Consider the following 12063-nt stretch of genomic DNA (forward strand, 5'->3'; position numbering starts at 1 on the left):
CAGTCGATTTCCTAATCATGGCTAGGGCACTCTGGGTGGCGCGGAATTTCCCCGGTGCTGATCGTGGGGGCCGTAATCTTCCCGCTATCGTCCCAGAGATTGATCACCATCCAGTCGTAGCTAGTATCTGGATAGGCTTCAGGATGTTGGCGGCAAAGCGTGCTGACAGCCAGTCGGCTGGCGTTAAGGCTGACTTGATCAAGGTCCATTCCCGTTCCGGGGAATGCCGGGTGAAAGCAACCCAGCGGCTGGATATGTGGCGGGTTCTTGTCTTCTACGGGGTGCGGGATCAGTGCCCCTGTGTGGCGCTCAAGACATCCCCAGCATCCTTCGGTCTTGCCGGGTACGATCCTCCAAATCAAGCCGCCACGGGCGCCATAGGTGCTGCTGGCTCCTAAGATTGGAATATTCCTTTCTCGAGCGTATTCCGTCAGGAAATGCGTAATGCAGTACTCCGCGGTTGCATCAATCACGAGATCGGCTTCAGGGAGTGCGTCATCGAGGACCGCCGCCTCTCCTCGTGAATCAGCACGCTTTGCCTCGCCAATGAATCCAGCGAATCCCGTGACCTCCAAAAAGGGGTACTCGATCTTTAGTATTTGGGCTAACTGAAACGCTTTTAAGTGTCCCGTGCAAGCAAAGCCATACTGCCAGCGAACAGTATTGGCGAATTGAATATGGTCGCCGTCCACTATGTGAAGTCGACCAATTCCCGCACGTGCCAACTGATAGGCAATAGCAGAACCAATAGCGCCGGCGCCAACTAGAAGTATCTTTTTGTTGGCTAATGGGCTCAGCATCGGTATCCGAGCCTGCCAAGTCTTTCGATCAACTCGATCAGCGCGAGCTAGATAGTAAATTTCTTCCCGGTGTCTGTTCTTTTTTCCCTTGCGCAGATCCTTTTGGCGCACAATAAAAAGCCAATGTTCTTCAGTCTTGCCTGCCTCAATCTCGTCAGGGAAAAGTACGCCGACGATATCAGGTCCACCTTGATACTTCGGCTTCAATAGATCCGGGTAGTGTGTCAGTACATGAGTAAGAACTCGTTTTTCATCGCCATTCGGGGGAGGAGTATCAAGCCGGACCCACCGTCCATGAAACGTATGACCCTTGAGCATCGGATTGGTCGTAATGGAATCATCGAGCGTTCCGATTACATTTGCTTGCTCATCCAAAATCTGCATGGCCGCGGCGCGAACTACGCGCATATCCATCGGCTTTTCCTGGCAGGTAAACGTGATCGTGCCTCGACGGATACTCTTATCAATCGAATACTGGTCGACCGCAACGAAGGAGCCTGGGTGATACAGCATTTGTCCGCTGACCTGGAACCCCTCTTGAGTTTCATCAGGGAGATACCCATCAGGGTGTTGATGTTCGACGATCAGTTTCGGGATTTGCTCCGCGAGGTACCCGGCAAGCGTGTCGCTTGTATGCCAGTGTGTGAGCGGCTTTTCCAACATGCACACGAGACCGCTGCTGTCCTCGATGTGCCTGCCGTTCGGGAGATCGCGAGAGAATACTTCGGGAGGGAAGAAAGGGAAGTCCGGTGGATACCATGCTTCGATTCTGTAGTCTTGTCCTTCATGCGGGAAGACCAAGTGAAGAACGAGCCTTCCTTTGGCTCGTTGGTCTCCATCTTCCTCAAATTCGTAACCAGCTGTGGCCAGGGCGTCCTTTTCCCGCTTCCAGATCTCGGGCCACCGATCATACCAGGGGGCTGACATTAGGCGACTTTACGCGGGCCCTTCGGGCGAGGCGGCTGTTCCGGGGGCCGGTTATCCGGCGGCCCTTTTGGAACATCGGGATGATCGGGTTTGTTAGGATGGTTTTGGTTTTCACCGGACATAATCATGCTCCTCAAGTGTCTGTGATCGACCACTTCAAGATGGGGGGTTCTTACTGAGAATTCAAGCGTTAATAGTACGGTTTTGCCGAAATAACCGGAGGATAAGCTGTGGATAAAAAAGGTCGTCGGTCCACCCTTTTGGATTACTATTGTAACTGCGATTAATTCGCGTTTGGGGCTGCTTATGTCGTTCGACAGAGCTTATAGGTTTTCAAGGCCCATACCGATTATTCGGTGATAACAGCCTTTTTTCCGCATTTCCTGAGGAGTTCTCGGGGGTTTACGTATGGTGCATTGATGCTGGAGATCGCGTGCTCCCCTACTATGTGGGTATGTCAGAGCAGGTTCTTTACCGAACCCGCGAGCATATAAGGTTGCATATGACCGGTAGTTACTGGGTGTACGATGCTGAGAGTCTGGCCGATGCTCGCAAGTCGGTAATCTATAAGCCGATGTCAACCGACGAAGCTTTAGCCATAGGGATCGACTTCTACCGTACGGCGCGTTCTCAACTTGAGCGTACGTGCTTGATAGTCGCGCCAATCGACGTCGACCGGGCATGGCTGCTGCGAGTGGAGTCGGCTTTGATTCGTGAGCTTGCGGCGGAACCCAACCTATCCAGAATTCAGGACAACGGGGGCGTCTCTAAACGTACGGCGGAGGGTGATCGGGTTGATATTCCTATCTCCTTGCCCGATGTGGTGGCACTGACTCTCAAAAGCTCTCGGTATGATTCAAGGCACTTGATCAACGGTGTCAATGAAGTGGTCGCAGAGCCCGTCGGAACTGCGGATAGAGTTCATCGCAAACAGCATCTACTCGTAGGATACTTTGGCATAGTGATGTTCAGTATTCTGATAACACCGACAATCAGTGTAATATTCATCTATTACCAGTTAATCAGTGGTTTCCGGGACATCGCTATGCGTAAACTGAAGCCATGAGCTCGCTCCGAGCAGATATCTATCAAGCGGCCCTGCAGCTATTCGATGGTGATCAGGTCGCAGCCGAACGCTGGTTGCGTACGCCCGCAAAGGCCTTGGGTGGGCGAGCCCCGCTGGAACTCCTAGAATTTAAGGATGGAACCAAAGTTGTACGCGACCTTATCGGCCGCCTCGAGCACGGCGTTATCACCTAACTCGAAGGGTCTGAATCTCTACTGAGAATAGTCAGCTGGGACTGGCCTGAATCGGCATCATCGACATGTTTGCCCGTTCCTTATCCTGGGCGCCTCGCCCTGTTGCCGCCATGCTGTCCCCGGTCAAATCTAGCACTATAGTGTGCAAATCCTCGAAAACGCTCCGCTGCGCTTAAGGCAGCAGAGGGGCTGACGAGGCTCGACGTCGCTGATCTCGGAGTGCAGGAATGCCGTGCGGTTATCGAGATCTATGTGCGTCTCTATAGTCGGACCGGTGGAGGCCGAACAATTATGACTCACTGGATCTCGACCTAGAACAGGCACGTGCCAGGCGTCTCGGCCCTGCTCATGGCCACGCCCGGGAGGGCTACCGAATTCTCTCTTATCTAGACTGCATCTCTGGCCATTGACCTATGCGATGGCATCCGTATCTGATTCCGGCAGTGTCAGCAACTGCTGGTTAATGAGCGCTGCTGCCGAAGCACGGATGTTGTCAGATCAATCTGGTGAACGACAAGATCACCGCCGTTTTCGACCCAATGCTCACTGGTGTTGATCTTGATGCCATGATGCCGCTGCGATTGACTGGATGACACGAAATTACGGCGACGCTTACCTTGCCCATGTCGACCACGGAGATCTCGGAACGCCAATCATAACCGATTACGGTGATGACACTTGCTAAGGGCGTATGCGTGGGGGGTTTGAGGTAAACGTCATGAATGGAAAGAGGCCATAGCACGCTGTTTTTGTATCCATGCCCCACCCATCCCTCTTTTTGTGATAATGCATTCAGGATCTATCACCAAATAGATCGGCGATTGCGCCATCGAATACCCTTTCGTAGGAGAATTCCATCGGAATTCGGGGCGCGGATTGTCCTTTGTCTTTCTTCAGACAGTGAGAAATGGCTTCTTTCCCAGACACCGCCCGAGCTGCATCGCTCTTACCAACCTGCTCGAATCCATATTGGATAATCTTCCAAAGTCTTCTTTGTCTGTTCTGATGCCAGCGCCATGCGTGATCGTGTGGGAATGGAATGGGTTCTTGTTTGCGAAGATCTCTTTGGCAACTAGCACAGTAGCAGAATGCGTCTGGTGTCCTGACGAGAAAATCATCCGGGGCATACTCGGGCCTTTGGATGTGTCCGCAAGTGCAAGCATTCAACATGATCGAATGGTGTTGTTCGCACATCACATAAAAGTTAAGTCGCCATTTAGCACGAAAGTAAGGGGTGTCCGCCGCCAAGCATGCTGGGCAAAACCGGTGTACTGACCCCTGGTGGTCCTTGGTGAAATACTTGATGAAGGGCTCTTGATTGAACTCGGGTCGGATAAGCCTCGCATCGAAGCTGCAACGCTTCTCGACGTCGGTCTTCAGGAACTCTTGGATATTTATCCACTGCTTGTTAGTTGCGCGAATATCTAGGTCAGAGATCAGGGTGCTGATCTCGAGGAGTCTTTTGATAGAAACAACTGGTACTCGATTCGCGTGAGAGAGCCGAAGTAACCACGATGTGAGGGATTCTCCTGGCAGAAATTCTTTATAGGAAATCAGACGATTATGAAGAGGCACCATTTCAGGGATTAAAGTGCCAGCCGGAACGACGGCGAAATTAGGGTCTACATCCTGAATCAAAGTTTCGTTCTTAGCGGGCATTAATACTCCAGTGGTAACTCAATCTGCCAGGGGCGAGATCTACTGATGGTCCTCCTTCGTCTGCCCCACGATCGATTAAGCTGATACTCATACGCTAGCCGAATGAAGCGGAACTCCTCACTGCCCATGTCCTCCGATAGGTATTCGTATACCGCGTTATATTCTTGTCTGGTCTTGTGTTCTTCCGAGTTCGTGGTCTTGGTATCATTGCTGATTGGCAACGCTGCGAGAAACCGTTCTGGCCAGTGTGATAGAACCGTGTGAGCCCGCTCCAGCACGAGATCCGAAGTGCTGCATTTCTTTGGTAGACGATCTTTGTGGCGGCCGGGCGCGAGAGTAGGAAGCACCTCGCCCAAGAGCCACAGTGTCTTGAATAATCCATCGAGAGATAGATTGGCTAGTTTTTGTCTTATCTCATGCGATAGCGAGCGACACTGGGTCGGGGAGGAATGAGAATCGATGGCCCGCCGAATCAATGAGGCGATAAATAATGGGAAGCCGTCTGTGCCCAGTGCTATAGCATCGGTCAATCTGGCGCCGCAGGTGCAAATAGACACACCAGGGCGTTTCCACCGTAGAGCGCGACCACATTCATGGCAGTTGCGAAGTAATGACACATTGTGCATCGGGCAGCAGGTATTCAGCGTGAGTTCCCATTCTGCACGTAAATATGGTTCCGATATCAGGCAGAGAGGACAATAAGCCAGGCTGCGGGACGAAATAAAATATGGTTTTGTTATTGGTTCGCCGTTTAGGCGCCACATGGTACCCCAAGCACCGGTTTTCACCCCGAAACCGAATAATTGAGAAACTTCGTCGGGGTGGCAGTTGCAAAGTTCCGCTAAGCGGCCTACGTCAGAGACTCCGGGCGGCCGCGATGTTCGGCCGTTCAAGTGTTGAAGAATCTGGTTAGGGTTCCGGAGTCCGTTTCCCTCGGTCAGCCTTAGGAGAAAACCGACTAATGACTCCCCGATTATGGGGCGACAGGTAAATAATAAGGGTATAGTCCCAAGCAAGTTCATCGCCTCTTCACAAACGGGTGAGATCCCGTTCCGAAAACCTGCCGAAATGCAGCGATAAGATCGGTCTTCCGGAGTGCGGAAGCGTTTTCAATGGATGCAGCCAACACTGCAGCCGAAAGAAGGCGACGCAAGGCGCGCATATTCCCCTTCGTACACTGGTAAATAGGATGCGCATAGCGTTCGCTGAGGAAGGAGCGCCTCTCTAGGGGAAGCGCCTCGTCGAAAGCATCAAGCACGCCATAGAATGTCGCATCAAACTCGAACGGCACAAGCCGGTGTTCTGCACTAATGCGCGACGCCAGTTGGTCGCAGATATGAAAGAATCGATCGAGCAAAGGGGTTCCGAGAAAGCCTTGGGGGATATCGGTGTTGTCGTAGATGCGTTTGAGTGTATTCCCTATAACACTAGCGCGAGACTCTCCGCGCCCTTCCGCGAACTCCTGGGCCTCATCGATGAGTAAGAATTGTACGTTCCGGGTTCGCATACCTTCAGAAACCAAATCGCTGAGGTCGACGCGATTCTGCCCTTGGCTAAAGGGGAAGCCAAGGGCGACCAGGAGACGACGTACCAAGTCCAGCCCCGAGAGAGAGGCTTCTAACTGGATAAAGAGGACCGGTATCGATACGCTATCATCGCCGATGATGGTGGGGTGTTTTTGAAGAAAGTGCCGACATATGAAGGACTTGCCGAGACCGCTGGCACCGACGATACGGACGCCGCCGGGGTCCGGTATCGAGGACCGCGACAAGGTTTCTTCTAGGATATTCAGGCCTTCTGCAAACTGCGGGTGCGGAACAGTAATAGTTCGGACGAACTCCGCCCGCTCCTGCGGCGTTCCTTTGAGGGCCTGCTCACGCAGTTCGGCCGGTGTTATCGAGTGAGCAACACGCTCTCCGGAAGAGCTGCTATTCGATAATGCAAGGGAGAGATTGCGGGCCTGCATCCTAGAGTACCGACCAGCCAAATGACGGTTTGGTAGTGATCGAAGGCCCCAAGTCGCTGCTGTCTCCTGGGTCGGAAGGAGCTGAAACAGGCTTTTCGACAGCAGTGATGATCGAGCTCGATTCGCCGGCGATGACCTGGTTAGAGTTTATGCCCGCGTACCGCGCCAGTTGCTTTTTGGGTGATGTCGATTTGCGTTCCAACTCATCCACAATCTGTGCTTGAATGAGTTCGCGGGACTTCCACAGGCTTTCATCGGTTATTTTGTCGCCATAGTTACGCCTCGCTGTGTCCCTAATCAGGTTATGCTGTAGAAGGGAGAGGCCTTCAGCATACTCGGGCCTTAAGCACGGGACGGGGAAAAACTCGCGAGTACGGGGATCCAGAACGCGGATTTGGCCGAGATCATTCTCATTTAGATGAAAAGTCACCTTGGATGATTTTCCGCCTTTCCAGCGAAACAGGTCCGCAAGCTGCGTGCTGTTACCGTAATGCAAATGGTGCTTGCGAACGCCATCGTGACGTAAAGAGCCGGAATGCCGTGTGCCTAGTAGGGTTTCGACGACTTCCGGGTTGTGCGGGAATACGCGGGGCACCTTTTCGATGCCCTCGTTGAAAAGATCGAGCGGCCGACCGTGCTTTCGCTCCGAAAGCGAATTGTTATAGATGTCACACACCCACTTATATAGTATCCAGACAAAGCTAGTGAAGCGCACAACAGCGTGTTTAGCAGGATCATAGTCTTTGCGGAGATCCAGTCGAGGGAACGTCTTTCCTGGCATGGTCTCGAGTAGGTAAGACAGTTCCCGGAAAAAGCGCTCTACAGGACCTTTGAACCACGGCGTTCGTGCGGCACAGTACTCATAGTGTGAACCGAGTTGTAGAACTGCCAAACGATAACGCTCGGAGAGAAAGTCAGCACCGCGATCAGTGACGTAAGTGGTGGCAAGTCCCCATGGGAGTTGATTCTCGATATCGTGAAAAAAAGCGGGGGTGTTGGTGTGTGGATAGATGGAATGTCTAAGTGCTCCAAAGATAGAGTCAACCCGGGGCCCGGAAAACGAAATATATAGCCCAATAATGGCACCTGAGAAGCGATCTCGAATGATCGTGATCCATGGGCGGCCGAGGGGTATGAATAGTTGATCGTCAATGACGAAAAGGTCGACTAGGGAGTGATCGATTTCGACATACTCAAGCGGATAGTCGGCTGGTAAGTGACCTTTAATCAGGCGGCACTTTCGTCGGGCCTCGGCACGCCCATGTTGCGCAACGAGGACTTCGTATCGGTCGAGTTCTCCGACGATGCGATATAGCGTGCGTTCGCTAATCTTGATTTCGATAGGGCGATTAGCTTCGACCAGTGATTGATTGAATGTGCGCAGACGTTGCTCATATTCATGATAAATACTAGATACAGGCTGCGAGTGGGTGCATAAGTATTGCTCTTCAAGAATGTCGTCTATGATCTGTTGATGCTCACTCGAGCGCCGTTTACGCTCGGCAGGGATCGCGCGGCGATCAAGCAGGGAATATGGATCGTCATTGCTGTCCGCATAGATGCGCATCCAGCGACTTAAAGTCGACGCCGCTGGCGGTTTTTCGTCTTTCAAATCGGAGGCGGCACGGGGGATCTCGTCCTTGAGTAGGTCGAGGCAGCCGCGCGAAATACCCAGTCGTCGCATGTGGAGAATGTATCGAATACGTAACATGAGATCGGCTTTCGCCTTCTCGTTCTCGATCTCGGATAGGTCCATGACGCGAGGTGGATCATATGGCCGCTCCAATTGATCAGGATGCAATGCCAGCTCTTTTTCTGTTGAGACAACCGGGATGATGACGACGCGACGAGACTGCAGCTCGTCGAAAAAACTAGCCTCTGTCAGATCGATGATTTCACCTGTCTGGATCGTCTCAAACTGGAGGCGGCTCCCAATACGGCGACGCAGTTCATAGGAGAGGCCATCACGCGAGATGACCAGGCCTTCCGTAAGTAGTGTACGCGCTGCCATGGCTATCTCCGGCTTCGGGAAAATGGCGCGGCGCCGATTGCTTTCGCGGAAATGCCGTCCATTTCCGATTCCAAGTGCGCATATTTGAGCTGTTTCGCGAGCGCCATAAGTCCGTCACGCGAGAGCGATAGCAAGGGTGAGTTCATCTGCTCGGATATCACAACAATCTCTCCACGACCCAGCAGGTCACCAAAATGTCTGAGGTCGACGATGGATACGCTGTTGTCCCCGAGCCGATTCAGCCGCCAGGCATCGATTAGCTTCCGGTCCACCTTCCAGAACCAGTCGTTCCAGAACACTACCATGCCGACCCGAATTGCGAACTTGCGCATAGAGAAGTCCTTCATGTCCGTGATGTGGAAGTGAAACCCGAGACTCCTGGGTGATGGGATGTTTGAAGCTGACCATGAGCCGTTTCGTGGCGATCATGATGTAGACGGCGGCCAGGCTGGCCTCGGGGCGTGAAGGGTCGACTAACTCGCCTATCGTTGGTTGGGACTCCGCGCATCTCCTGATGCGAGCGATATCCTCGTCGGGTAGACGTCGATTCATATATCCAGCAAGCAAGTTTACGTTGCGACTGACAACGCTGGTCTTATCCAGTTGATCATCGGTGAGGTAGTGGAGCGCAAAGCCCTGGTCATTGATCATCTGCGCATGTGTGCTCAGGCGTTCGCGTGTGTCATTCTCCAGCAGCCGAGCTAGCGGTTTCACTTCAACAAAGATGGTGTTTCCAGCGAGCTCAATCTGTATGTCAGGTGTATAACTGCGGACAGCTCCAGTGTCGGTCCGGTATGGAATCGACGGTTGAGTGCCAACGACCGTAATATCAGAACAAAGCAAGAGGGTGCGTAACGCGAGGCGCTCGAGATAGGATTCCCATTGGAGGAAGTCCTCGCCGTTCGGCATCGGAATGCCACCGACCCCGCGGTAAGGGACGTCGGTTCGAATGTTCCGCGGCCGCCTCTGCGCGGGAGTCTCCGTTTGTGGGTGCTTTTTGCGCATGGCGGCCCCCTATTTCGAGGGACCGTGGGGATTGCAGCCGCCAGGTCCTGTTGAGGGGCCGGCCGCGGGGTGCCTCAAGGGCACGAAGTGGCGTTCCAAGTGCATCGTGATCCTCCGTTCGTTATCCATGCCGTCCCGGGCCTGGAGCAGGCGCAAAGCACCCTCTCTGCGCTCCGGGGGCAGTTGTTGACAGTGGGATAACGGAGGACGATACTTGGAGTGCGAATCGTGGGTAACGCACTCCGTTATCCGCAAAAATCACAGGCCCGCCATGTGCGGGCCTGTTCTATTTCGGTCGATGGTTATCAGTGCTGTCGGCGCATTCCTGATTTTCCCCTTCATAAAACGGCAGATCTGCCACCTCGCCTACGACTCCGCTCTTGAGGCCCAGGCGCACGGCAATGACGTGGGACTGTCCCCGCATACACCGTAGCTTCCCGGCGAGGACCTGGTGGACCAGGGCCGGCGAAAACCCATGATGTCGGGCCCATTCGGCGACGCTAAGGCCGTGTCGCGCAAACTCCTCACGGATCTTTTCGGGTGTTTGAGCCATTAAATTCGACGAGATTGCATAAATTTCGATAACAAATATAATAAAAGTATGAACAATGCAAGTAATGATAATAAATTAAATAGCAAGAACCCCTTCAAGCCGGGGTTAGCGGCCCGTTTACGCCAGGAGCGGGAGGCGCACGGCTATACCCAGATTCAGTTGGCTGAACAGATCGGCATCAATCGGATGACGCAGTACCTGTATGAGAGAGAGACCAATACCCCTAATCTCAAGTACCTCTCCGCGATCGCCGATCTGGGGCTGGACGTGTTCTACATTCTGTTTGGGAGTCGGGGGAGCGCTGGCCCGGAGCTTCGGTTCTCTCCGCCGGAACTCCTGTATGAGATCTATGATGTTGTCGACGCTATCGGGACTGATGCCCAAGGTAACCTGTTGCCGCTGGAGTCGCGTCGCGAGTTCTTCAAGGTCCTCTGTGCGGCATACAGCGGACGGCAGGCTGAGAAGGTTGACGTCACCTCGATTCCCGGGCTGATTGGAAAGATACCCAAGGCAAAATAGGGCCTGCAGATGAGTGGATTTCACCGCCTCTTTCGGAGAGCGTCAGATCCCGACGACGTCATTCCGGCCGATTCCCCGTGGTACTGGCGGTGGGGGCTTCCGGGGTTAAAGGCGTCGATTCGGTATCGGCGGCTGGCTTCCGGGAAGTTCGATGATCTCCAGGATAACGAGTATGGTCGGCTTGCAGCCGCCTCGGAGCCCTATGAATCGGCGAGATTCGCCTGCCTATACGGTCGCGAAGGTGGGCGCAGGCTTCGGGAGTACATCAATCATCTCAGGGACGCCGGCATCATGGGACCTCGAGATATCCGCCATCTGATGCGATCGGGCGATTTGCGGTGCTCCGAGCAAGATGAAGGGCTTCATATTCGGTCGCCGTGGGTCGCTTTTGCGGTGGGCTGTGTGTTGCTCGCACTAAGCGTGGGGGTCCTCATGCTCCTGACGCTTCGTTCATGGGCGGTAATCGGTGCCGCCTATGAAGCGGTTCCGGCGCTGGCCGTGCTGCTGGCTCTATGGGGGTACATCGTTTGGGAATTCCATCGGGCTGCATGGAAGCCATTTGCGGCCGAGCGCCACTGGCGACAGGAACTGATTCGTACATTGCGACTGTTTAGGGTGCGCTCCGGGCCAAGGCCCATGTCCTGACATTAGTGTTTATGCGTCTGGCTCACCGGTTTCGTTTTTCGGTGTATCGCTTGCGCCGGCATCCAAGGGCCACAGCTGATTAATGATCTCGGATACGATTTTCAGCGTGGTGTAGGCATCGTTATCCAAATGTGTGCTTCCATGCGCATGTAGATTACGAATCGCCGGTAGGCTGTCTATGAGCATTCCTAGGGTGTCAAAGGCCCGGTCTTCATCGGTGATTTCAATCTTGCTTTCATCGACCTCCATTGTTTCGATGTCATTGTTCGACATGTATTCAACCATCTCGAAAAAATGACGTGTCCTTGCTCGAACCTCCGCCCTGTGTCGATGGCTCTCGAACGCTTCATTCTGTAGAACACCGACATCTTTGCCATATTGAATCATCTTTTTTAGTGTTGTCCTGCCTTTAAATCCACGGTAACTGTCTGGTAGCTCCGCCTCAAATCGATTGCGTAACGCGAGTTCTAATACGGTTAATGCATGCAGCCGAGCCACTGGATAGAACCGGTACACGAACCACGAATAGAGATAGACATTCTTTGATGTCTCGAATTGAACGGCGATATCTTCCGGAACCGACTGATTCAGTGCCAGTCTTGCCGCCACTTCGTGCATGTCATGAAGAGTCAGGTCGTAAGAGCGATTGCGTGGGTCCGTGCTGCAAATCTCATCCGGATGTCGCAGGTGGTCGGGATGTTGGTTGATCATAGTATTT

11 protein-coding genes are annotated in these 12063 nt (G+C 53.4%); 3 read left to right on the forward strand and 8 right to left on the reverse strand.

What is annotated here, in order from left to right; all coding sequences use genetic code 11:
• Positions 1-11 precede the first annotated feature (11 nt).
• Positions 12-1727: a ThiF family adenylyltransferase gene (locus HUJ28_12890; protein ID MBD3620360.1), complete on the reverse strand. Its 1716-nt coding sequence runs from the start codon at positions 1725-1727 to the stop codon at positions 12-14.
• A 433-nt stretch (positions 1728-2160) separates the two neighbouring features.
• Here HUJ28_12890 and HUJ28_12895 point away from each other — a divergent pair, with 433 nt between their 5' ends.
• Positions 2161-2793 (forward strand): hypothetical protein, encoded by a 633-nt coding sequence (locus HUJ28_12895; GenBank protein ID MBD3620361.1) that lies wholly within the window; start codon positions 2161-2163, stop codon positions 2791-2793.
• On the forward strand, positions 2790-2987 hold the full coding sequence (locus HUJ28_12900) for a DUF2384 domain-containing protein (GenBank protein MBD3620362.1): 198 nt from the start codon (positions 2790-2792) through the stop codon (positions 2985-2987). Before HUJ28_12895 ends, HUJ28_12900 begins: the two co-directional genes overlap by 4 nt.
• 792 nt (positions 2988-3779) lie before the next feature.
• Here the strand turns inward: HUJ28_12900 and HUJ28_12905 are convergent.
• From HUJ28_12905 to HUJ28_12930, 6 genes are all read right to left on the reverse strand, one after another.
• Complete coding sequence (locus HUJ28_12905) at positions 3780-4646, reverse strand: TniQ family protein (protein ID MBD3620363.1); 867 nt, start codon at positions 4644-4646, stop codon at positions 3780-3782.
• The gene (locus tag HUJ28_12910; protein MBD3620364.1) at positions 4646-5668 is read right to left on the reverse strand and encodes a TniQ family protein; all 1023 of its coding nucleotides are present in this window, start codon (positions 5666-5668) and stop codon (positions 4646-4648) included. The genes HUJ28_12905 and HUJ28_12910 overlap by 1 nt, the downstream gene beginning before the upstream one ends.
• The gene (locus tag HUJ28_12915) at positions 5665-6612 is read right to left on the reverse strand and encodes a TniB family NTP-binding protein (protein MBD3620365.1); all 948 of its coding nucleotides are present in this window, start codon (positions 6610-6612) and stop codon (positions 5665-5667) included. The genes HUJ28_12910 and HUJ28_12915 overlap by 4 nt, the downstream gene beginning before the upstream one ends.
• A 1-nt stretch (position 6613) precedes the next feature.
• Positions 6614-8623 carry a DDE-type integrase/transposase/recombinase gene (locus HUJ28_12920; protein MBD3620366.1) on the reverse strand — a complete coding sequence of 670 codons (2010 nt, stop codon included), beginning with the start codon at positions 8621-8623 and terminating at the stop codon, positions 6614-6616.
• Positions 8624-8625: 2 nt separating this feature from the next.
• Positions 8626-8955, reverse strand: a complete 330-nt coding sequence (locus tag HUJ28_12925) for a hypothetical protein (protein MBD3620367.1) — start codon at positions 8953-8955, stop codon at positions 8626-8628.
• Between the two features lie 959 nt (positions 8956-9914).
• Positions 9915-10181 (reverse strand): DNA-binding protein, encoded by a 267-nt coding sequence (locus HUJ28_12930; protein ID MBD3620368.1) that lies wholly within the window; start codon positions 10179-10181, stop codon positions 9915-9917.
• 48 nt (positions 10182-10229) lie between these two features.
• Between HUJ28_12930 and HUJ28_12935 the strand changes: the two genes are divergently transcribed.
• Entirely contained in the window at positions 10230-10700 is a 471-nt protein-coding gene (locus HUJ28_12935; GenBank protein MBD3620369.1) for a helix-turn-helix transcriptional regulator, read from the forward strand.
• Between the two features lie 654 nt (positions 10701-11354).
• On the opposite strand, the gene HUJ28_12940 is transcribed toward HUJ28_12935, so the two are convergent.
• Positions 11355-12056, reverse strand: coding sequence for a hypothetical protein (locus tag HUJ28_12940; protein MBD3620370.1), 702 nt, complete (start codon positions 12054-12056; stop codon positions 11355-11357).
• Positions 12057-12063: the final 7 nt, after the last annotated feature.

The organism is Chromatiales bacterium (genome assembly GCA_014762505.1).
Classification (GTDB): domain Bacteria; phylum Pseudomonadota; class Gammaproteobacteria; order SpSt-1174; family SpSt-1174; genus SpSt-1174.